The 21,121-nt window shown below is 69.8% G+C and carries 17 protein-coding genes; 9 read left to right on the forward strand and 8 right to left on the reverse strand.

Going from position 1 to position 21,121, the window contains the following annotated elements; translation table 11 throughout:
• Positions 1 to 14: 14 nt before the first annotated feature.
• From ACN9MM_RS01350 to ACN9MM_RS01365, 4 genes are read right to left on the reverse strand one after another with little or no spacing between them, the layout of a single operon-like run.
• Positions 15 to 1,769 (reverse strand): glycoside hydrolase family 36 protein, encoded by a 1,755-nt coding sequence (locus ACN9MM_RS01350; protein WP_426361883.1) that lies wholly within the window; start codon positions 1,767 to 1,769, stop codon positions 15 to 17.
• A gap of 2 nt (positions 1,770 to 1,771) precedes the next feature.
• The gene (locus tag ACN9MM_RS01355; protein ID WP_426361884.1) at positions 1,772 to 2,647 is read right to left on the reverse strand and encodes a carbohydrate ABC transporter permease; all 876 of its coding nucleotides are present in this window, start codon (positions 2,645 to 2,647) and stop codon (positions 1,772 to 1,774) included.
• Positions 2,644 to 3,576, reverse strand: a complete 933-nt coding sequence (locus tag ACN9MM_RS01360) for a carbohydrate ABC transporter permease (protein WP_426361885.1) — start codon at positions 3,574 to 3,576, stop codon at positions 2,644 to 2,646. Before ACN9MM_RS01360 ends, ACN9MM_RS01355 begins: the two co-directional genes overlap by 4 nt.
• A 5-nt stretch (positions 3,577 to 3,581) precedes the next feature.
• The gene (locus ACN9MM_RS01365; RefSeq protein WP_426361886.1) at positions 3,582 to 4,931 is read right to left on the reverse strand and encodes an ABC transporter substrate-binding protein; all 1,350 of its coding nucleotides are present in this window, start codon (positions 4,929 to 4,931) and stop codon (positions 3,582 to 3,584) included.
• Between the two features lie 263 nt (positions 4,932 to 5,194).
• On the opposite strand from ACN9MM_RS01365, the gene ACN9MM_RS01370 reads away from it, so the two are divergent.
• Positions 5,195 to 6,448: a haloacid dehalogenase-like hydrolase gene (locus tag ACN9MM_RS01370; RefSeq protein ID WP_426361887.1), complete on the forward strand. Its 1,254-nt coding sequence runs from the start codon at positions 5,195 to 5,197 to the stop codon at positions 6,446 to 6,448.
• Between the two features lie 168 nt (positions 6,449 to 6,616).
• Entirely contained in the window at positions 6,617 to 7,357 is a 741-nt protein-coding gene (locus tag ACN9MM_RS01375) for a FadR/GntR family transcriptional regulator (protein ID WP_426361888.1), read from the forward strand.
• Between the two features lie 32 nt (positions 7,358 to 7,389).
• Here the strand turns inward: ACN9MM_RS01375 and ACN9MM_RS01380 are convergent, their stop codons facing one another.
• On the reverse strand, positions 7,390 to 8,553 hold the full coding sequence (locus ACN9MM_RS01380; protein ID WP_426361889.1) for an extracellular solute-binding protein: 1,164 nt from the start codon (positions 8,551 to 8,553) through the stop codon (positions 7,390 to 7,392).
• 408 nt (positions 8,554 to 8,961) lie between these two features.
• On the opposite strand from ACN9MM_RS01380, the gene ACN9MM_RS01385 reads away from it, so the two are divergent.
• The 4 genes from ACN9MM_RS01385 to ACN9MM_RS01400 all read left to right on the forward strand — a co-directional run bounded on the left by ACN9MM_RS01385 (position 8,962) and on the right by ACN9MM_RS01400 (position 14,710).
• A complete protein-coding gene (locus ACN9MM_RS01385; RefSeq protein ID WP_426361890.1) occupies positions 8,962 to 9,945 on the forward strand; it encodes an ABC transporter permease in 984 nt (327 codons plus the stop codon).
• Position 9,946: 1 nt separating this feature from the next.
• Positions 9,947 to 10,846, forward strand: coding sequence for an ABC transporter permease (locus ACN9MM_RS01390; protein WP_426361891.1), 900 nt, complete (start codon positions 9,947 to 9,949; stop codon positions 10,844 to 10,846).
• Positions 10,843 to 12,933 (forward strand): dipeptide ABC transporter ATP-binding protein, encoded by a 2,091-nt coding sequence (locus ACN9MM_RS01395; RefSeq protein WP_426361892.1) that lies wholly within the window; start codon positions 10,843 to 10,845, stop codon positions 12,931 to 12,933. The genes ACN9MM_RS01390 and ACN9MM_RS01395 overlap by 4 nt, the downstream gene beginning before the upstream one ends.
• A gap of 79 nt (positions 12,934 to 13,012) precedes the next feature.
• Complete coding sequence (locus ACN9MM_RS01400; protein ID WP_426361893.1) at positions 13,013 to 14,710, forward strand: ABC transporter family substrate-binding protein; 1,698 nt, start codon at positions 13,013 to 13,015, stop codon at positions 14,708 to 14,710.
• 264 nt (positions 14,711 to 14,974) lie between these two features.
• Here ACN9MM_RS01400 and ACN9MM_RS01405 read toward each other — a convergent pair whose 3' ends face one another.
• Together ACN9MM_RS01405 and ACN9MM_RS01410 are read right to left on the reverse strand one after the other, a co-directional pair.
• Entirely contained in the window at positions 14,975 to 16,642 is a 1,668-nt protein-coding gene (locus tag ACN9MM_RS01405) for a M4 family metallopeptidase (protein ID WP_426361894.1), read from the reverse strand.
• Between the two features lie 411 nt (positions 16,643 to 17,053).
• Complete coding sequence (locus ACN9MM_RS01410) at positions 17,054 to 17,902, reverse strand: MurR/RpiR family transcriptional regulator (protein ID WP_426361895.1); 849 nt, start codon at positions 17,900 to 17,902, stop codon at positions 17,054 to 17,056.
• Positions 17,903 to 17,964: 62 nt separating this feature from the next.
• Between ACN9MM_RS01410 and ACN9MM_RS01415 the strand changes: the two genes are divergently transcribed.
• The 3 genes from ACN9MM_RS01415 to ACN9MM_RS01425 all read left to right on the forward strand — a co-directional run bounded on the left by ACN9MM_RS01415 (position 17,965) and on the right by ACN9MM_RS01425 (position 19,425).
• The gene (locus ACN9MM_RS01415) at positions 17,965 to 18,831 is read left to right on the forward strand and encodes an EamA family transporter (RefSeq protein WP_426368628.1); all 867 of its coding nucleotides are present in this window, start codon (positions 17,965 to 17,967) and stop codon (positions 18,829 to 18,831) included.
• Between the two features lie 81 nt (positions 18,832 to 18,912).
• A complete protein-coding gene (locus tag ACN9MM_RS01420) occupies positions 18,913 to 18,987 on the forward strand; it encodes a hypothetical protein (protein ID WP_426368629.1) in 75 nt (24 codons plus the stop codon).
• 129 nt (positions 18,988 to 19,116) lie between these two features.
• A complete protein-coding gene (locus ACN9MM_RS01425; RefSeq protein WP_426361896.1) occupies positions 19,117 to 19,425 on the forward strand; it encodes a hypothetical protein in 309 nt (102 codons plus the stop codon).
• Positions 19,426 to 19,743: 318 nt separating this feature from the next.
• Here the strand turns inward: ACN9MM_RS01425 and ACN9MM_RS01430 are convergent, their stop codons facing one another.
• Positions 19,744 to 20,961, reverse strand: a complete 1,218-nt coding sequence (locus ACN9MM_RS01430) for an MFS transporter (RefSeq protein WP_426361897.1) — start codon at positions 20,959 to 20,961, stop codon at positions 19,744 to 19,746.
• Positions 20,962 to 21,121 lie beyond the last annotated feature (160 nt).

The raw sequence follows: 21,121 nt of genomic DNA on the forward strand, positions 1-21,121 counted from the left end.
TCTCGACACGTGCTTCACGCGATGCTCTTGATCGTCGCCAGGCCCATCCGCGGCACCGGCAGGTTCTGGAGCCCGGCCGGGAGTTCGACGCGGCGTCGGTCGATCATACGGCCGTCGGGGGCGTACGCCTCGATCTCCACCGCGGATCCGGGGGTCGCGACGTCGAGCACGAGGCGAGGCCGGGTCGTGGCGTTGACCAGCACGGTCGTGTCCAGGGTCGCGGGGTCCACGGGGACGGGACGGTCCACGTGCACGGTCAGGACCTGCGTCCCCTCGCCCGTCGCACTGACCAGGGTGTAGAGGTCGTCGGGCCGGCCGGGTTCGACGGTTCCGTCGAGGAGCTGCGGGCGCAGGTTCCGCCAGGTGGCGAGCCAGAAGCGCAGAGCCTGGATGTGCTCCTCGGGAAGGGTGTCGAGTCGTACGGAGACCTGGGGGACCGAGTGGAACGCGCCGATCAGCTGGCGTGCCGCCGACTCGACGGGAGCCCGCGCGGACCAGAGGAGCGGGTCGGAGTGGACCGCTCCCCCGACGGCCAGGAGAGCCGTGTCGATGGTGCGGACGCGGTTGGCCGCGGAGTCGGCGGGGCAGTCGAAGGACCGCAGCATGTTCCCGAAGGGCACCATGCCGGGGCCGACGTAGGGCTGGCGCAGTTCGATGAGGACGTCGCTGCGGACGTGGACGAGGGCGCCGCGCAGCTCGTGGAGCAGAGTGGTCAGGGCCTGGCCCACGTCGCCCTGGCCGTCGCCGGCGTAGACCATCGCCTGTTCGAGGAAGTCGATCTTGAGGCCGTCCAGGCCGTGGTCGCGCACGAGTCGGACACAGGTGTCCACGACGTGGGCGCGGACCTCGGGCAGGCGAGGGTCGAGGACATGGGCACCGGGCACCTTGGCGAGGGCCGGGGCGCAGGCCGCCCATCGTTCGTGGCAATCCGCAGCGGGCCCCAGGAGGAGGGGGGCGACCCAGAGCATGTAGCGGAGGCCGGTCTTGCGGACGCGCAGGACGTGGGACGTGAAGTCGGGGAACTTCTCGCTGTCGGGGATCCAGTCGCCGACGCCCGCGTAGCCCCGGCCGCGGGCGTGGCGCTGCCAGCCGTCGTCCACGATGAGGGCGCCGAAGCCGATGCCGGCGGCGAGGCGGGACTGCGTCTCGACCGCGTCGGCGTCGATCTGCTGGTTGTAGGCGTACCAGGTGCAGTAGAGCGGGACGCGGGCCGTCTCGGGGACGTGCATGGGTGCCGTCTCGGCGGCGTACCAGGCGCGCAGGGTTCCCACCGCCGCACCGACCGAGGGGCTGCGCGGTACGAGGACGAGGCGGTGGGGCCGCTGTGCGGCGGGCAGGTGGAGGTGGACGACGTACGTGTCGTTCTCCTCGGAGACGCCGTACCGGAGGGACACCTCGGGCACGGGGTCGGCCACGCCGAAGGTGAGCAGCGTGGCGCCGCCGTAGTCGTAGAGGCAGCCGGCGGCGAGGCCGTCCACGAGGCTGACCTCGTCGCGGCCCTCCCAGTCCGCGACGATGGTGCGTTTCCAGCCGGCCTTGGGGTGCCAGTAGCCGGCGGCGTCGCCCAGCGGGAGGGAGAGCCGGATCTCGACGGGCGCGCCGCTCGCGTCGACGTGCAGGATCCGCGGTCCGTCCGGGGTCTCCGTGAGGTGCCAGTCCGTTTCGGATCCGGCGGCGAGAACCGCGACCTCGACGGTGTCGAGGAGGGGCCGGTACGTCGCCGGTGCGAGCTCGGCGGTGGTGACGGCCTCGTGGGACAGGGTGGTCACTTTCACTCCTTGACGGCTCCGGCGAGCAGGCCGGAGACGAAGTGGCGTTGGAGGGCGAGGAAGACGACGGCCATCGGGATCGCGGCGATGGCGGTGCCGGTGAGGAGGGCTCCGTAGTCGGTGTCGTCGACTCCCTGCAGCGAGGCGAGCGCCACGGGGAGGGTGAACGACACGTTGTCGCGCAGCACGATCAGGGGCCAGATGAAGTCGTTCCACTGGTAGAGGAAGAGGAAGATGCCCAGGGCGGCGAGCGCGGGCTTCATGGGAGGAAGCACGATCTGCGCGAAGAGGCGGAACTCGCCGCAGCCGTCCATGCGTCCGGAGTCGAGGAGTTCGTCGGGAAGGGCGTCCATCGACTGGCGCATCAGGAAGATGCCGAACGGCAGTGCCAGGTTGGGCATGATGACGGCCTGGTAGGTGTTGAGCCATTCCAGGTCGGCCATCAGCTTGAACAGCGGGACCAGGGTGACCTGGTTCGGGATCACCAGGCCGAGCATGATCAGCCCGAACAGTGCTTCGCGGCCCTTGAAGCGGTACTTGGCGAAGGCGTATCCGGCCAGGGTGCAGACCGCGCCCGCGCAGACGGTGTAGAGGACCGCGATGAGCAGGGAGTTGAGCACGACCCGGCCGAAGGACACGGTCTCCTGAAGGGCGGAGATGTTGTCCATGAGGTGCCCGCCCGGAAGCAGCGGCGGCGGGGAGTCGAAGATCTCCTGGCTGGTGTGCGTGCTGGCGATCACGAGCCAGTAGAAGGGGACGAGGACCGCCGCGAGGGCGATGGCGAGTCCGGAGGTCAGGAGGATGCTGTTGCCCCGAGTGCGCGGGCGCCGTGCGCTCCGGGCTCTCGTCCGCGTGGGTCCGGTCGTGGAGGTGGTCATCTCTTGTCTCCCAGGACGCGGAACTGGATCAGTCCGAGGATGCCGATCAGTAGGGCGAGGGCGTAGGCGATGGCCGAGGCATAGCCGAAGTCGAAGTAGGTGAAGGCGTTCTGGTAGAGGTACACGCCGATGGTGAGCGTGGCGTTGTCCGGGCCGCCGCGGGTGAGGATGTACGGCTCGTCGAAGATCTGCAGGGTTCCGATGGTGGACAGCACCGTGGTGAGCAGGATCGCCGGCCGGAGCCCCGGCAGGGTCACGTGACGGAACGTGCCCCACGCACCGGCGCCGTCGACCGAGGCCGCGTCGTACAGCTCCTTGGGGATGGTCTGGAGCCGTGCGAGCAGGAGCACCGCGTTGTAGCCGGTGTAGTGCCAGGTCAGCGCGAGGCCGAGGGAGATCTTCGCCCAGATCGGGTCCGTGAGCCACGGGACCGCGTCGGCGCCGACCGCGGACAGCAGCCAGTTGACCAGGCCGTACTTCTCGTTCAGGAGCACCGAGAAGATGACTCCGTAGGCGACGAGGCCGGTGACCATCGGCATGAAGAACCCGAGCCGGAAGACCGAACGTGCTTTCAGGAAGGTCGAGTCGAAGGCGACGGCGAGACCGGTCGCCAGGGCCAGCATGAGGGGGACCTGGACGACCAGGATCACGCCGGTGTTCTTCAGAGCGGTCCAGAAGAGCGGATCGTCGAGGAGACGGGTGTAGTTGTCGCCTCCGACGAAGGTGTCGACCCCGTCGACCGTCTTGTAGAGGCTGAGGACGAAGGACCAGGCGATCGGGTAGAGCTTGAACGTCGCGAAGAGGAGGATCGCGGGGAGGGCGAAGGCGTACGGGGCGATGCGTCGCCCGACCGGGCGCCGGGCGCGGCCGTTTCGGTCCGGCTCCGTCGCGGTCCGTTCGGCGTTCAGCGGGGGGTTGATCGTGACCACGGTCGTCACCCGGCGATCTCGCGACCGGTCTGGCCGGCGAGCAGGGAGGCCGCGGCGCGGAGCTCCGCCGCCGGGTCGGCCCCCTTGAGGAGGACCTTCGTCTGGGCGTCGGTGACGGCCTTCAGCGCACGGGCGTAGTCGCTGGTGTAGTTGTACGCCGGCTGGGGGGCCTTGAGTGCCTCGAAGAAGATCTCGCCCTTCTTCTGACCGCTGAAGAACGTCGAGGGCTGGTGGAAGACCGGGTCGTCGTAGGCCTTGATGAGCGCGGGGGCGATGCCCTTGGCCTTGTAGATGGCCACCTGGGACTCCGGCCGGGTCAGGACGAACTCGACGAACCGCCAGGCGGCGGCCTGGTGGTGGCTCTTCCCGGAGACGGCGAGGTGGGTCGAGTTGACCGTGGCGGCCCGGCTGCCGCCGCGGCGGACGGCGGGGGGAAGCCGGACACCCCACTTGCCGGCCTCGCCGGGAACGGTCTCCTCGATGACGCCGCCGAACCAGGTCGGCCACGGAACGACCGCGGCCGTGCCCTTCTTGATGGAGCTGATGAGCGCGTTCCAGCCGCCGGAGATGTCACTGACCAGGCCGGCGTCGTTCATCTTCTTGATCAGCGTCATGGCCCGCACCGCTTCGGGCGAGTCGAGCATGATGTGGCCGTCGAGGTTGAAGAACATGGTGCCCTGCAGCTGCAGGAGCATCTGGAAGAAGTTGGCGGAGTCCGCCTGGGAGGCGGGCTTGTCGATGCCCAGGAGGGAGGCGCCCGTCTTGGCCTTGATCTTCTTGCCGGCCTCGATGGCGTCGTCCCAGGTGTCGATCGCGTTCGCGTCGACGCCGGCCTTCTCGAAGATGTCGGCGCGGTAGTAGAAGCCGCCCGAGTTGGCTTCCCAGGGCAGGGCGTTGACGCGCTTGCCGTCCGGGCAGACGGTCTCCCACAGGCCCTGCGCGAACGCGCCCTTGTACGCGTCGGCGCCGAGCGGGCCCAGGTCGGCGAGCTGTCCCGGGAACTTCTCGACGTAGCCGGGCAGGTAGTCGACGCCGATGTGCAGGACATCCGCCAGACCGGAGCCGCCGGCGGCCATGCCCGTGGTTATCTTGTCCCAGATCGCCGGGTTTCCGATGTCCTGGACGGTCACCTTGATGCCGGGGTACTTCTTGTTGAACGCCGGCACCAGAGCGCGCATCTCCGCGGCCGGGCCCGCCCAGCTCCATACGGTGATGTCGCCCTTGTCGGCATCCCCGGCGGATCCGGACCCGGCCCCGGTGTTCCCGGTACCCGAGCAGGCGGTGAGCCCGCCCAGGCCGACTCCGGCGGCGACGACTCCACCCGCCTTGAGAACGCTGCGGCGATTCATGTCCATGGCGCTTCCACCCCTTGCTCACAGAACTGACGCCGGATCGGCGGCTCCCAGCCCGGCGACCGGGACGCTAGCAACCAGCCAACTCGCCTTGCAAGAGTTCATTGAAAATTTGCTGACGCATCGAGCAGGCAGGAACTGCATGCACAGAGAAAGTGACTGGGCTCTTCGCTCGTCCCCTATTCGATAAAGGTCTTACCTAAGACCTTCTCTAGTAGGCTCTCCGCTCGGGGCTGACCAGCCCGGATCAGACGGAAAGAAGGAACATGAAGATCGTTCGATCGGCCGCCTTCGTCGCCGCCCTCGTGGCGTCCACCGCATGCGCCGCCGCGAACCCCAGTTCGGCGGCGACGGTGCGATCCTGTCCCGAGCTGAGCAAGGACCTCGCCTGGTACGGGGACAACCGCGAGGCCCTTCAGGACTTCATCGACGAGAACGGCAGCTGTTCCGGCGCCGAGGGCCGCCCCCTGGCCCTGTTCGACTGGGACAACACCGTGATCAAGAACGATGTGGGCGACGCGACCACGTTCTGGATGCTGAAGAACAGCAAGATTCGCCAGCCCGGCCGCGGCGACTGGACGACGACCAGCCGCTACCTCACTCAGCCCGCCGCCACGGCGCTGAAGGCCGCTTGCGGCCCCGCGGCCGCTCCCGGCCGACCGCTCCCCACCGGATCCGACACCGCCTGCGCCGACGAGATCCTCTCCGTCTACAGCGAAGGCGAGACGACCACGGGGGCGACGGCGTTCGCGGGCTACGACCACCGCCGCATGGAGCCCTCCTACGCCTGGGCCGCCCAGCTGCTCTCGGGCTACACCGCCGACGAGATCAAGAGGTTCGCCCGCCAGGCGCGAGCGGAGAACCTCACGGCGCCGGAAGGCACCGCGCAGCGGGTCGGCACCAAGAACGTCACCGGGTGGGCCCGCTACTACCCGCAGCAGAAGAACCTGATCTCGACCCTCCTGCAGGCCGGCTTCGACGTACGCATCGTCTCCGCCTCCGCCCAGCCGGTGGTCGAGGTCTGGGCCGAAGGCGTCGGGCTCGGCCCCCAGCAGGTCACCGGCGTGAAGACCACGTCGGTGAACGGCAGGCTGACGCCGCACCTCGCCGACTGCGGCGGTGCGGAGAAGGACTCGGTCATCCCCTACATCGAGGGGAAGCGCTGCTTCGTCAACCAGAACCTGCTCCACGTCAAGGGAGCCGCCGCCTTCCGTCAGCAGCCGGTCTCGAAGCGTCAGGCGTTCGGCGCGGGCGACTCCGACACGGACGTCACCTTCGTGGGCGACGCGACGAAGATGCGTCTCGTCCTGAACCGGAACAAGCCGGAACTCATGTGCCGTTCGTACCACAACGGCGACGGCAAGTGGCTGGTCAACCCCATGTTCATCGGGGCCAAGCCCCGTCTGGCCTCGCCGTACCCGTGTTCCACGACCGGATACACCCGGACCGACGGAACCAAGGGCCCCGTCGTCGACACGTACGGACAGACCATCCCCGACCAGGAGGACAGGGTCTTCTGATCCGGGGGAGCACCCTTCAGCCGGGGGGGCGGGGCGTCGGTCGTTCGACCGGCGCCCCGCCCCCGCACGTAGGTCCCCTTATAGGCGCCTTGTCCAGTCCATAGGCGTTACTGTGGGGACGCGGGAGCATGCCCGCGTCCGGCACAGTTCGGGTGAAGAGGAGCCACGATGAGCCAGGCGCTCAGTGAAGACGGGAGAACGTCCAAGGACGTCGTCTTCCGCCCTGTGCGGGCAGGCAACGCCTTCGAGGAGACCGTCGAGCGCCTGCTGTGTGCCATCAAGCTCGGCTTCATCGCCCAGGGCGAGACCCTTCCCCCGGAACGTGAGCTCGCCGTACAGCTGGACATCAGTCGGGTCACCCTGCGCGAGGCGATCCGGGCGCTCCAGCAGGCCGGGTACGTCGAGTCGCGCCGCGGCCGGTACGGCGGCACGTTCGTGACCTACAGCCCGTCGGCGCCCAGTGAGGGCGACGTCCGCCGCATCGCGGAGACCATGGGCGACGAGCTCACGGACGCTCTCGCGTTCCGGCAGGTCATCGAGCCCGGTGCCGCCGCCCTGACCGCACAGCGTCCCCTCACGGCGGAGGACCGTCAGGTCCTCCAGGCGCGCCTGGAGGACGTCCTGGCCGCCGACGCGTCGACGTACCGGCTGATGGACTCGCGCTTCCATCTCGCGATCGCGGAGATGTGCGGTTCGCCGTCGCTGTACGCGAGCATCGCCGAGACCCGGCTCCGGCTCAACGACCTCCTCAACGCCATACCGCTGCTCCAGCGCAACATCGAGCATTCGCACGAACAGCACAACGGCATCCTGATGGCCATCCTCCGCGGTGACGCGCAGACCGCCCGCTCGGTCATGGAGGATCACCTCGCCGGCACCGCGGCCCTGCTCCGGGGCTTCCTCGGCTGACGCGCCTCGCGCGAAAGGACCGGGCCCACCCCTCACGGCGACTGTTCGGTCGCCTTGCCCCAGCCGTCGCCCACTGCCTTGCTGGCCTTGGTCATCTGAGCGCTCGAAGGGACGACCGGCTGGTCGTGCGGGAGCCGGGGGAGCCAGCCCGCGGCGATCACGTCGAGGGATCCCGCCTTCTGCATCGGCTTCATCAGCACGGGCCGGGCGAAGCCCTTCAGCCTGAGGTTCTGCGCCTCGTCGCTGAACAGGTACTCCTGCCAGAGCCTCGCGGCGGCGGGGTGAGCGGCCCTACGGTTGATCGCCGTGGCGTAATAGCCGGCGAAGACGCCGTCCTCGGGGATCGCCACCGCCCACTGCGCGTTGGTGTGGAGCAGCGCTCGCCAGGACGTGGAGTTCTTGAAGTCCCAGTTGATGACGATGGGAGTCTTTCCGCTCTTGATCGACTCCGTGGTCGGCTTGACGGGTATGTAGTTGCCCTTGTCCGTCAGCTTGGCGAAGAACTCCACACCGGGGGTGATGTCGTCGAAGGAGCCGCCGTCGGACAGCGCGGCCGCGAAGACGCCCGAAAGGGCGGAGTTCGACTTGGTGGGGTCGCCGCTGAGCGCGACCTTTCCCTTGTACTCGGGCTTCAGCAGGTCGGCGAAGGTGTCGGGGCAGATCCTCATGTACTGGACCGCGCAGCCGATGGAGATGTAGCCGCCGTAGTTCGCGTACCACGTGGAGCCGGGATCCCTGCGCTCCGAGGGGACGTCCTGGTCCCGCTCGATGCGGTATCTGGCGAAGAGTGCGTCGTCCGCCGCGGACTCGGCCTGGGCCACCCCCACTTCCACCACGTCGACGGCCTTGCCCTCGGGCCGGTTCTCCCGGATCGCCCTGATGGCGTCCTGACTCGTCCCGTCCGGGTTCTCCACGGTCACATCGATCCCGTACCGCTTCTCGAAGCGGGCGATGATCTCGCTGTAGTTGGCCCAACTGGCAGGCATCGCGACGGCATTCAGCCTACCCTCCTGCTGGGCGGCCTCGACGAGCGTCTCCATTCCGCCGGCCTCGCCCACGGAACTCGCCTTGCTCAGCGTCGCCCGGTCGGGGATCTCGGGTCCGCTCCCCAATAAGCCGCAGCCCGACAGGGAGAGGGTCGCGAGCAGGGCCGTACAGGCGGGGAGAGTGGCGCGCCTTCGCCGGTCGGTGGACATACAGAACTCCTGACTAACGAACAAAAGGTCTAATGGCCTGAGGATAGTACCTACGACTCGTACGGGTTCGACGAAAACGGACAATCGACACATATCTCGCTCATTGCTCCAATGTGTCGTGCGTCTTGCAGTCACATGACAGTCGCCTGCGTATGGTTCCCACCCTGTGGATCATGACCACAGAATGATGTGTCGCCAGCTCGCAACTCCCTTTGAATCAGAGGACCTGAGCCCGGCATCGCACCACGAGCACACCCTCGCCCGGATCGGGCCGCGTGCTTCCACCCCCCCTCAGAAAGTCACGTCGAGCATGTCCAGAACCGGCACACCCCCGCCGGCCCCCCGTACGGCCCCCACCGCGACACCTCGTATCCGGACCGTCCCCCCGGCGCACGGAAAGGCGGAGTCATGCTCCGTCATGTGACACGCAAGACGGCCGTCTGGCTGGCCATGATCGTGGTCGCCACCAACGTCACGTACGTACTCGCCGCCTGGTTCCTCGACCCGAGGTCCAACTACAAGGACACGCGCCCGGTCCGCTCCGAGGCGGAGATCGACCAGGCCCTGGCGCCCTACAACCTGGACCCTCGGGTGCCCCTCGTGGAGCGGTGGTGGCACTGGTTCGGCGACGTGGTGCTGCACTTCGACTGGGGGAGGTCCCCGGTCGGGGCCTCCGTGAACGGCGAGATCGGATTCCGGGTGCTGGTCAGCGGTCAGCTGGTCACCGCCGCCACGCTCCTCTCGGTGCTCATCGGTGTCGGTCTGAGCGTGTCCACCGCCTCGCGGCAGTACGGCTGGTGGGACCGGATCACCCAGCTGGTGTCGGTGTTCCTGTTCAACATCCCCACCGCCGTCGCCGCGCTGGGCGTGGTGCTCGTGGGAATCTGGCTCAACCAGAGTCTCGGGCTGCGCTTCCTGTACGTCGCCGGGGAGAAGTCCCCGGGCGTCGAGGGCCTGCTGCCGACGGTGACCGACCGGGCGCAGCACCTCATCCTGCCGACACTGAGCCTGACCCTGCTGGGGTACGTGGGCTATCACCTGACCCAGCGCACACTGCTGCTCGACGCCATCGGCTCGGACTACGTGCGCACCGCCCGCGCCACCGGTCTCACCCGCGCCCAGGCGATCCGCCGCCACGCCCTGCGGGCTTCGCTGATCCCGACCGCCACCTCCGTGGCGTTCGGCATCCCCGCGATCTTCACGGGCGCGGTCATCACCGAGACCGTCTTCGGCTGGAACGGCATGGGTCAGTACTTCATCCAGACCATCGCCAAGAACGACGTGCACGGAACGGTCGCGGTGGCGGCGTTCGGTGCGGCCATGACCGCGGTCGGCGCGATCCTCGCCGACCTCGCCGTCGTCCTCCTCGACCCCCGGGTGCGGGTGAGCTGACATGACGACCCTCGTGACATCACCGTCCGAACCGCGCGCCCCCGGCGCCGGGCGGCTGTACCTGCGCCGGTTCGCCCGCAATCGCGCGGCCCTGCTCGGCGTGGCGCTCTTCGCGCTGCTCGTGCTGTTCAGCGTGCTCGGCGGTCTCCTCACCCCGTTCGCGTACACCGACGCGGACTTCACCGCGCTCACCCAGCCTCCGGGCGCGACCCACTACTTCGGTACCAACCAGGGCGGGAACGACGTGTACGCCGAGGCGGTGCACGGCCTCCAGCGTTCCCTGGTGATCGCGGTGAGCGTCTCGGTGCTGACGATCGTGCTGGCCGCGGTGATCGGCGCGGGCGCCGCGTACCTCGGCGGGAGGGTGGAGAAGCTGACCCTGGCGGTCATCCACTTCCTGCTGGTGGTGCCTTCGTTCCTGATCCTGGCCCTGGTCTCGCACCGGCTCGCCGGCGACTGGCGGGTGCTGATCCTCGTACTCACCGTCTTCGGCTGGATGACGACCGCCCGGGTCGTCTGGTCGCTGTCCACCTCGCTGCGCGAGCGCGACTACGTGCTGGCTGCCGAGTTCATGGGGGTGCGGCCCTGGCACATCGTGCTGCGGCACATCATCCCGAACCTGGGTTCCCTGCTCGTGGTCAACCTGACGCTCGGGGTCGTCGCCACCGTCCTCAGTGAGACGGCCCTCTCGTTCCTCGGTTTCGGGGTCCAGACCCCGGACGTGTCGCTGGGCACCATGCTCGCCGACGGCTCCGGCAGCATCACCAGTGCCCCGTGGCTGTTCGTGTTCCCCGCGGGCCTCGTCGTGCTGCTCACCGTGTCGATGACGCTCGTCGGCGACGGGCTGCGCGACGCCCTCGACCCCACCTCCGTATCGGCGGCCTCGGGAGGCGCGCGATGACATTCACCCTCCTGCCCACCGCCGATCCTCCGGCGCGGGCCACCGGGTCCGCCCCGGTCCTTTCGGTGCGGGACCTGCGGATCTCCTTCCCGTCCGAGGCGGGTGCCGTCGAGGCCGTGCGCGGCATCAGCTTCGACCTGCTGCCCGGCCGGACGCTGGGCATCGTCGGCGAGTCCGGATCGGGCAAGTCGGCGACGGCGATGGGCATCATGGGGCTGCTGCCGCCGACCGCCCGGGTGTCGGGCGAGGTGCTCCTCGGCGGCCGTGACCTGGTCGGCCTGAACGACAGCCGGCTGTCCCGGGTGCGCGGCAAGGACATCGGCATGGTCTTCCAGGACCCGCTGTCCGCGCTGACCCCGATCTTCTCGGTCGGCCGTCTGCTGTCCGACGCGCTGCGGGTCCACCAGGACCTGACGAAGCAGGCCGCGTGGAGACGCGCGGTGGAGCTCCTCGACCTGGTCGGCATCCCCGAACCACAGCGCAGGGCACGGTCGTTCCCGCACGAGTTCTCCGGAGGCATGCGTCAGCGCGTCGTCATCGCCCTGGCCATGGCGAACGCCCCCTCCGTCATCGTGGCCGACGAGCCCACCACCGCCCTCGACGTGACCGTGCAGGCACAGATCCTGGACGTGCTGCGGACCGCACAGGCCGAGACCGGCGCGGGCGTGGTGCTGATCACGCACGACCTCGGGGTCGTCGCCGGGTACGCCGACGACGTCGCCGTGATGTACGCCGGGCGGATCGTGGAACGGGCGGGCGCGGACGAGCTGTTCCGGCGTCCCACCATGCCGTACACGATCGGTCTGCTGGGTGCGGTACCCCGGCCCGACGCCCCGAAGGCCCGCCCGCTGGTGCCGATCGGCGGCGCACCTCCGTCGTTGGTGGCGCTCCCGACCGGATGCGCCTTCGCGGACCGGTGCCCCGCCGTGCTCGACGCCTGCCGTACGCGGGAACCCGAGGCGACACCCGTCGCCGGGCACGGGGACGTCGCCTGCCTGCGCGCGGACGAGATAGGCGACGGCCGCCTCACGGCGGATGCACTCTTCCCCGCGCCGGAGGAGCCGGAGGCCCTCACGCACACCGCCCCCGGCGACGTGGTGCTGAGGGTGTCCGGCCTGACCAAGACCTTCCCCGTCACCAAGGGCGCGCTCCTCAAGCGCCGCGTCGGCACGCTCCACGCGGTCAGCGGTGTCGGGTTCGACCTGCGGGCCGGTGAGACGCTCGGCCTGGTGGGCGAGTCGGGCAGCGGCAAGACCACGACGCTCCTGGAGGTCCTGCGGCTCAGGGCGCCGGAGGGCGGCCGGATCGAGGTGGCCGGCACGGACGTCGCCGCCCCCGGCTCGGCCGAGCGGCTGCGGGAGCTCCGCGGCGCGGTGCAGATCGTCATGCAGGACCCCATGGGCTCCCTGGACCCGCGGCTCCCGGTCTTCCAGCTCCTCGCGGAACCACTACGAGCCGTGGGCACCGACCGGCCGGCGATCCGGGCCCGGGTGTCCGAGCTCCTGGGCCTGGTGGGCCTGGACGCCTCGCTCGCGGACCGCTTCCCTGGCGCCCTCTCGGGCGGACAGCGTCAGCGTGTCGGGATCGCCCGCGCCCTGGCGACCCGGCCGCGGGTCGTGGTCCTGGACGAGCCGGTCTCCGCCCTGGACGTGTCCGTGCAGGCGGGCGTCGTCAACCTGCTCTCCCGGCTCAAGCGCGAGCTCGGCCTGGCGTACCTGGTCGTCGCGCACGACCTCGCCGTGATGCGGCACTTCGCCGACCGCATCGCGGTCATGTACCTCGGCCACATCGTCGAGACCGGCAGCACCGAAGAGCTCTTCGCGAACCCCCGGCACCCGTACACCGAGGCCCTGCTCTCGGCGATCCCCGTGCCCGATCCGCGGCGCGAGCGGTCCCGCGAGCGGATCGTCCTCGAAGGCGAGCAGCCGAGCGCGTCGAACCTCCCTCAGGGCTGCGTCTTCGTCGACCGCTGCCCGCTGTTCCGGCTGCTCGACGACACGGCCCGGGAGCGCTGCCGTACGGAACGACCTCTGCTCGGCCCGGCGGCGCCCGACTCCGGGCACCTGCACGCCTGCCACGCCCGCTGACATCGGGCGCCATCCGGCGGCACCGCAACCCCATGGTGCCGCCGCACCCCCCCATGAAGGAATGAGGATCCACCCCGCCATGCGATCGAGAATCGCCCTCCCCACCGCCGCGCTCACCGCGGCCCTCGCGCTCGCCGCCACGGCGTGCAGCGCCTCCGGTTCCGGCTCCACGGAGTCCGGCAAGGCCCCCGGGAAGGGGGCGACCCCCGCCGCGGCCTCGGCGAAGGTCGACTACAACCCGCAGCCCTACGACAACGTGAAGGACGGCGGCACCTACACCACCGCCGGCACCATCGACGACCAGGGCAACCCGTTCAACGCCAACGCCACCCTCACCGCCAAGCGCGTCTGGTTCTGGTACAACCCTGACGTCATCACCTACTCCCCCACCGGTGAGGCCCAGTACAACCCGGACTACCTGAGCGACGTGAAGGTCAGCGTCACGGGCGGCAACCAGCGCGTGGTGCTCACCCTCAACCCGAAGGCCACCTACAACGACGGCACCCCGATCGACTGGAAGGCCGTCAAGGCGACCTGGCAGGCGAACAACGGCACGGACAAGAAGTTCATCGCGACCGACACCGAGGGCTTCAGCCACATCACCTCGGTCACCCGCGGCAAGGACGACAAGCAGGCCGTCATCGACTTCAAGGGCACCGCTCCCTGGTGGTCGAGCCTGTTCATCACGTTCCTGCACCCCAAGGCCGCCACCCTCACCGGCTACAACGACGCCTACGTCAAGAAGGTCCACCCCGAGTGGGGCGCCGGGCCGTACACCGTCGGCACGTACGACGCCAAGGCCGGCGACCTCACCTTCGTACGCAACCCCAAGTGGTGGGGGAAGAAGGGCAAGCTGGACAAGCGCGTCTACGTCAACCTGGAGTCGGACGCCGCGGCCAACGCCTTCAAGAACGGCCAGGTCGACTACACCTCCGCCGGTGATGCCGAGGGCCTGAAGCGCCTCTCCGGCGTCCAGGGCACCGAGATACGCCAGGGCGGGAGCCCGTTCGCGTACTCCTTCTACGTCAACGCCAAGTCGCCCGCTCTGCAGGACGTCCAGGTGCGCAAGGCACTCCTGGAGAGCATCGACCGGACCCAGATCGCCAGGATCCAGTTCCAGGGCCTGGGCGACTACAGCGAACCCCTGCCCGGGTCCCTGCTGCTCTTCAGCTTCCAGAAGGGGTACGCCGACAACGTCGGCGCCGTGATCAAGCACGACCCGGAGAGCGCCAGGAAGACCCTGGACGCGGCCGGCTGGAAGCCGGGTGCCGACGGCATCCGCGAGAAGGACGGCAAGAAGCTGACCGTCACGTACACCCTGCGCGGTGGCGACCCGCTGGAGAAGGCCACCGCCGGCGCCCTCGTGCAGATGCTCAAGCCGGTCGGCATCCAGGTGGAGCTCAAGACCTCCAGCGAGTCCGACTTCGCCAAGATCCTCACGGAGCGCAGCTTCGACATCTTCCTGGTCGGCAACCGCTCGCCCGACCCGTTCGGCGCCCGCTACCTGTGCGAGTTCTACTGCTCCGACAGCGGCTCCAACATCGTGGGGATCGGCGGCCCCGAGCTCGACAAGGAGATCCACGCCGTCTCCGCGATCTCCGACCCGGCCGAGCAGACCGACCGGGCCAACGCCGTCGAGCGCAAGGCCCTGGCGCAGTACGGATACCTGCCCCTGTTCAGCGGCCCGTCCATCTACGGCGTAAAGAAGGGCCTGGCCAACGTGGGCGCCACCATCTTCGGCACCCCGCTGCCGGAGACGGTGGGCTGGCAGAAGTAGCCTCGCGGCCTCCCCGGCAGCATCACGACTCGACCCGACTCCCGCCCCCGTCGCACCGGTTCTCCACCGGTGCGACGGGGGCGGGGGCGTGTGGGGGGGGACTGCGCGAAAGGCGAGGCCGGGCGGGGGCGCGTGGGGAGACTGCGTGAACGGCGACGCCGGGCGGGCACGCGCACGGGGCGACGCCCGGCGGGCACGCGCAAGGGGCGGTGCCCGGCACCCCGGACACCGCCCCTTGCGCACCCTCGCTCACCGCCGCGGGCGTCAGGCCTTGACGTTCACCCCCGCCCAGGCGGCGTCCACGGCCTCGACCTCGGCGCTGTTCGCGCCGTAGAGGTCGGCGGCCGCCTTCAGGGTGCCCACGCGGGCACCGTGGTAGTCGGTCGTGGAGGTGAAGTACGTGGTCAGCGCCTTGTACCAGACCTGCACCGCCTTGTCGCGGCCGATGCCGGTGACCGTGGAGCCGTCCACGGTCGGGCTGTCGTAGTGCACGCCGTTGATGTCCTTCGCGCCGCTGCCCTCGGACAGCAGGTAGAAGAAGTGGTTGGCGACACCGGAGGAGTAGTGCACGTCGAGGTCGCCGACACCGGCGCTCCAGTAGTCGGCCGAACCGCGGCCGTCCTTGCTCGGCCGGTCCTGGTAGCGCAGCGGCTTGCCGCTGCCGAAGATGTCGATCTTCTCGCCGAGCACGTAGTCGCCCTTGTCCTGGGCGTTGTTCGCGTTCCATTCCACCGCGGTGCCGAAGATGTCCGAGGTGGCTTCGTTCAGGCCGCCGGACTCGCCGGAGTACTGCAGGTTCGCGGTGGCGGAGGTGACGCCGTGGCTGAACTCGTGGCCGGCCACGTCGAGCTGGGTCAGCGGGTGCTGGTTCGCGGCGCCGTCGCCGTAGGTGATGGTGAAGGACTGGTCGTCCCAGTAGGCGTTCTGGTAGGCCTTGCCGTAGTGGACCCGGGAGACGGGGGCCCGGCCGTCGTTCTTGATGCCGTTGCGGTGCAGGACGTTCTTGTAGAAGTCCCAGGTCTGCGCGGCACCGTAGGCGGCGTCCACGGCGGCGGTCTGGTTGTCGGCGGCGGTGCCGTTGCCCCACGCGTTGTCCGCGTCGGTGAAGACCGTTCCCTTGCCGCTCGTGCGGTGCTGCAGGTCGACGGTGCTGGAGCCGCCGCGCACGCTGTCGACGAGGGTGAAGCCCTTCGAGGACTCGGTGGTGTCGAGCGCTACGGTGCCGCTGTACTGGCTCACGCCGGTACCGGCGGCGCCGGCCTGGGGGCTGCCCGGCTTGGCGGCTCCCTGTTCCGCCCGGGGCGTGATGCCGCCGGCTATGTCGTTGATCAGCTGCTGCTCGTACAGCTTCTTGCCGGTGTCCGCGTCGGTGACGACACGCAGCAGACTCGGGGTGGCACCGTCGTCCCGGGTGCCGCTGACGACGGTCTCGTACGCGAGGACGGCCTTGCCGCCGACGGCCCAGATGACCTTCCGGGGGGCGTCGTCGGTGGCGGCACCCGTGGTCCTCGCGGCCTTGGCGGCCTTGAACGCGGCGGACCTGGCGTCGGTCGGGGTCAGCTTCGGGGTGAGCGAGGCGACCCTGACGCCGGTCCTCACCGCCTTGGTGACGTCCTTGACCGCGCCGTCGGCGGCACGGTGGACGACGAGGTCGCCGCCGAGAACCGGAAGACCGGCGTAGGTGCGCTCGTAGCGGGTGTGGACCGTGCCGTCGGCGTCCTTGACGGTGTCCTTGACGACCAGCTTCTCCTTGGCGTCGAGGCCGAGCGACTGGGCGGTGGCCGCGACGGAGGTGTCGCCGTGGGGCGCGGGAGCCGCGCCCGCCGACGCTGTGGTGACGCCGGCGGCGAGCAGGCTGCCGGTGAGGACGGCGGCGCCGGACGTGAGGGCGAGACGACGGGCCCTGCCGCCGACGGGGGGAAGCGAGAACATGTGCTTTCTCCGCAGGTTCGTGGGGAGTGGGGCGGGATCACCGCCCACCGCTGCAAGGTGGATTGCCTTGCTGAGCAGGGACGTTCGCATTCCGCCGCGCACATGTCACGTGCCACACGTACGAGTTCGGCCCCTCATGCCGGATTTGCCGACTGCCCCTTCACGGGAACGACAAGGCCGCGATACGCGCCGACACGGGCAGGACAGGAATCCGCAATATTGCGGGAGAAGGCGCGGGTCCGAGGGCGGCGCGTCGTTCAGGCACCGGCCGACCTGAGCGGTTGGAGCATCGGAACGACACCGGAAAGGCCCGCCGCTCATGGAAGCGGCGGGACGGCTCTTCTGGAAGCGGCGGGCCGGCTCTCCTGCGAGAGGTGCGGACGGGACCGGCCACCGCTGCGGGCGTCCGGGTCAGTACGTGTGGTCGGCGGTGACGTCGGCCGACAGGTCCAGGGCCTTCTCGGCGTCGGCGCCGCGCAGGGTCATCAGGGTCTGGGTCAGGGCGTCGACGACGGCGAGATGGGCCAGTCGGGACGCGACGGTCTCGAGCCCGAAAATGAGGTCCTGACCACCCGCGACCAGCGTGCAGGTGCTGGTGTTGCTCAGCGGGGAGTTGGCGTAGCTGGTCAGGGCGACGACGTCGGCCCCTGCCGCACGGGCCCGGCGGGCGGCCTCGACCGTGCTGCGGGTGGCGCCGGTGTGGCTGATGGCCAGGCAGGCGCCGGACCCGGGCAGCAGGCCGGCGGAGAGCTGTGCGGTGATCGCGTCGGACGGCGCGTCGACGGCGCAGCCCAGGGCGCGCAGTCGATAGGCGGCATCCGCGGCCACGGCGCCGGACAGGCCCGCCCCCACGACGAGAACGCGCGGCGCCTGGTGGAGAGTCCTGGCCGCGGTGCGCAGTTCATCCAGGGAGAGGGTGGAGGCCAGCCCGTCCAGGGCTTCCTTCGCGGCCCGCACGGTGTCGCCGAGCGCTCGGGCCGCGGGGTCCGGATCGTGGGAGGGATGGGGATTCGGGGCCTGTCGGGCCGCCGCGATCTTCACTTCCTGGTATCCGCGGAAGCCCAGTCGCTGGCAGGCGCGGACGACGGACGACGGCGCGGTCCCGGCGAGGACGGCGACGTCACTGACGCTGAGATGCACCAGCTCGGCGCCCTTGTCGAGGACGACCTGGGCGACGCGGGCCTCGGCGTCACGCAGTTGCGGCAGATGAGCGCGGATGTGTGCCGCGAGCTGCGGACCCGACGCGGAATGAGATTCCATGACGACATAGTATCGCGGAATCACATTCCACGAGGATGAGGAGGACGTCGATGTCCTTGGCCATGTCGCCGCTGACCGGCGCGGCTGCCGTGCCCGTGGTGGTGCTCGCCGCGGCGCTGCTGCACGCGGTGTGGAACGCGCTGGCCCACGGAGCCGAGGACCGGCTTGCGGTCTTCGTGCTGATGAACCTCGCCACGACCGGGTGCGCCGCCGTCGTGGCGTGCTTCACCCCTCTGCCGGACGCGAGGGCCTGGCCGTTCCTCGCCACCTCGGCCGCCCTGCAGGTCGCCTACCAGGCGCTGCTCCTGCAGGCGTACCGACTCGGCGACTTCGGCCAGATGTACCCGATCGCCCGCGGCACCTCGCCCTTGCTCGTGGCGCTGGTCTCCGCCACCGCGCTCGGCCAGCCGCTGTCCGCGCTGGAGACTGTCGGCGTGCTGGTGATCTCCCTCGGCCTCGTCAGCCTGGCGTTCGCCGACGGCCTGCCCGGTCGCGCACAGCTGCCGGCGCTGGCCGCAGCCCTGGGCACCGGAGTGATGATCGCCTCCTACACACTCGTCGACGGCAGCGGAGTGCGGCAGTCCCCGACGGCGGTCACCGGTTATGTCGCCTGGCTCTTCCTGTGTCAGGGTCCGGTCCTGCCGCTGCTCGCGTGGGCGCTTCGCGGCCGCTCCCTGACCGCCCGGCTCAGGCCGGTGCTCCGGCGTGGCCTGATCGGAGGCGTGCTGTCCCTGCTGGCGTACGGACTCGTGGTGTGGGCGCAGAACCGAGGCAACCTGGCCACGATCGCGGCCCTGCGCGAAACCAGCATCATCTTCGCCACGCTGATCGGTCTGGTGATGTTCCGCGAGCCCTTCGGGCGCCGCCGCATCACGGCCGGCGCCCTGGTGGTGACGGGCATCGCGGTCCTGGAACTGACCCACCCCTGACGCGGTCGCCGGCCCCTGGACAGGGACTGACGATCCCGAGACGGAATTTCCTCACCAGCTGCGTTCGCCCTCGCCGAGCACCTGACCGGCGTCGCCGTCACTGCCACGCTGCTCCAGGCCACGACCTCCACCTGCGCCACCGTTCGTATCCCCTGACCGCTGCTTCCGGCCCCAGCACGCCTTCGACGAAGCGCCGCTCTCAGCGGTCGCCCCCAGGGTGCGGGCAACGGTGCTCTGCGAGGATGTGAAATCGACTGGGCGGTGGAGGGCTACGGGGGGGACCTGATGACGCAGTGGCGGCTCTGGCTCGGGGACGTTCTGGTCGGTGAGCTCAGAGAGTACGGCTGCGATCAGCCGTGCTTCCTGGCGCGTTTCACCCCGGGGCCGGGCTGGGAGGGCGTGAGGGCGTTGTTCGAGGCACGGGCCGCCCTCAAGGGCCCGGACCCGGATGGGTCTCGCACTCTCGGCGTGATCAAGCCGCTGCAGGACCTGGAACTCACGCTGGCTCCGGCCGACGGCCGACAGCCTCCGTTGCAGGTCTTCAAGAACTGCATGCTGCGCATCGACGGGTCCGAGGCTCGCCTTCGCTACTGACCCGACAGCCGCGCTTCGCTCGCTGGGAGGCGGACGGCACCTGGGTACGCGCGGATGCTCGCCCCTGGCCCAGCCGCCGCCGATCCGGCCGGCGGTCGGCTCCGCTTGTCGACGACGGCGACGGCGACGGTCGGAACGCGCTGACCGCGGATTCCTCCGTCGGTACCGCGCACCCGGGTCCCCTTGTCTTCCAGAACACCGACCAGAGGCGGCATCCGTTCGGACCTGCCGACGTCACCTCGCTCGACCACGGCCGGCTGAGCCGCAGTGGCGACGCCACAGGCGGAGTGGCGTGGCGGGCGGGGCCCGCAGCAGCGGCTATGCCGCCTTGGGCCAGGGGAACCTCCCCGCCCGGTGGGCCCCGGCCACCAGCACCATCAGGACGGCCGCCGTTCCGCCCAGCACCATGACCGTCGAGGGCGAGGAGCGGTCGAGGACGGCGCCTCCGACCAGGGCCCCGATGGAGATGGTGGCCTGGAAGGAGGCGGTGAAGAGGACCGAGGACGCCTCGGGAGAATCCGGCGACGCCTTGGCGAACCAGGTCTGTGAACAGACCGGTACGGCTCCGTACGCGACGCCCCAGACGACCAGCAGTGCCACCGCTCCTCCCTCCGACCCGCCGAGGACCGGCAGAAGGAGCGTCGCACCGGCGATCAACGCGGCAGCCGCGGCGAACGTGGCCCGCGGATATCGCCCCACCGTGGATCCACCGAGGAAGTTGCCGGCGATTCCGGCTGCGCCGTAGAGGAGCAGATAGACAGTGACGAGCCCCGAACTCACCTGGGTCACCTGCTCCAGGAACGGAGTGACGTACGTGTACGTGCCGAAGTGAGCGAGCACGACGAGGAAGGTCATCACCAGGGCGAAGCGCGTGTGGACGCTCCGGAACATGCCTCCGAGCAGATCGAGTCGCGTCGCCTGTTGAGCAGGGAGCGGTGGAACGACCAGGAGGAGCAGGGTGAGGACGGCCAGGGTGAAGCCGCCCATGACGAGGAACGCGGTGCGCCAGCCGGCGAGGTCACCGATGAACGTGCCCAGCGGTACCCCGAGTACGGAGCCGAGCGGTACCGCGGAGAAGATCACCGAGGTCGCGCGGCCCACGGACTCGGCGGGCACCAACTGGCGGGCGAGCCCGGCCCCGATGGACCAGAAGCCGCCGATGGTGACCCCCACCAGGACGCGGGAGGCCAGGACCAGCCAGTAGCTCGACGCGCCGGCGGCCAGGAAGTTGGCCAGGGCCAGCACGAGGATGAACGCACCCAGCATGACCCTGCGGTCGACGCGCCCCGTGGCCACCGTGACCAGGGGTGCCGAGAGCGCGGCCAGGAATCCTGGCATGGTCATCATGAGACCGGCCCTTCCGTCCGAGACGGTGAAACTCGACCCGATGGAGGTCAGTAGGCCGATCGGCAGGATCTCGGTGGTGACGATGGAGAAGATGCCCAGCATCACCGAGATGACGGCCAGCCAGGAAACCACGGGCGAGCGGTCCGGCGGTGCGGGAGAGGGGACAGAAGGGGCGGTTGCTGTGGACATGAATCCCGTCCTGAGGGGGGCATCGCGTGCAGGGTGTGACCAGTAGTCCAGCAGGAACGGGCGCCGATCTCTGGCAGGTTTCCGACCCCGACGACCAGCTCTGGAGGCGCACACCTACCTCGGTACGGGCCAGGCGTCCGGAGTCGCCCCTCGACTGCCG

Source organism: Streptomyces sp. E-08, from assembly GCF_049913095.1.
Classification (GTDB): Bacteria; Actinomycetota; Actinomycetes; order Streptomycetales; family Streptomycetaceae; genus Streptomyces.

Coding starts and splice junctions, on each gene's coding strand:
- ACN9MM_RS01390 (WP_426361891.1), top strand. CDS start 9,947: ATGACGACCCTCGTGACATCACCGTCCGAACCGCGCGCCCCCGGCGCC.
- ACN9MM_RS01425 (WP_426361896.1), top strand. CDS start 19,117: ATGACGCAGTGGCGGCTCTGGCTCGGGGACGTTCTGGTCGGTGAGCTC.
- ACN9MM_RS01410 (WP_426361895.1), bottom strand. CDS start 17,902: ATGGAATCTCATTCCGCGTCGGGTCCGCAGCTCGCGGCACACATCCGC.
- ACN9MM_RS01385 (WP_426361890.1), top strand. CDS start 8,962: ATGCTCCGTCATGTGACACGCAAGACGGCCGTCTGGCTGGCCATGATC.
- ACN9MM_RS01395 (WP_426361892.1), top strand. CDS start 10,843: ATGACATTCACCCTCCTGCCCACCGCCGATCCTCCGGCGCGGGCCACC.
- ACN9MM_RS01370 (WP_426361887.1), top strand. CDS start 5,195: ATGAAGATCGTTCGATCGGCCGCCTTCGTCGCCGCCCTCGTGGCGTCC.
- ACN9MM_RS01380 (WP_426361889.1), bottom strand. CDS start 8,553: ATGTCCACCGACCGGCGAAGGCGCGCCACTCTCCCCGCCTGTACGGCC.
- ACN9MM_RS01365 (WP_426361886.1), bottom strand. CDS start 4,931: ATGGACATGAATCGCCGCAGCGTTCTCAAGGCGGGTGGAGTCGTCGCC.
- ACN9MM_RS01430 (WP_426361897.1), bottom strand. CDS start 20,961: ATGTCCACAGCAACCGCCCCTTCTGTCCCCTCTCCCGCACCGCCGGAC.
- ACN9MM_RS01375 (WP_426361888.1), top strand. CDS start 6,617: ATGAGCCAGGCGCTCAGTGAAGACGGGAGAACGTCCAAGGACGTCGTC.
- ACN9MM_RS01415 (WP_426368628.1), top strand. CDS start 17,965: ATGTCGCCGCTGACCGGCGCGGCTGCCGTGCCCGTGGTGGTGCTCGCC.
- ACN9MM_RS01405 (WP_426361894.1), bottom strand. CDS start 16,642: ATGTTCTCGCTTCCCCCCGTCGGCGGCAGGGCCCGTCGTCTCGCCCTC.
- ACN9MM_RS01400 (WP_426361893.1), top strand. CDS start 13,013: ATGCGATCGAGAATCGCCCTCCCCACCGCCGCGCTCACCGCGGCCCTC.
- ACN9MM_RS01355 (WP_426361884.1), bottom strand. CDS start 2,647: ATGACCACCTCCACGACCGGACCCACGCGGACGAGAGCCCGGAGCGCA.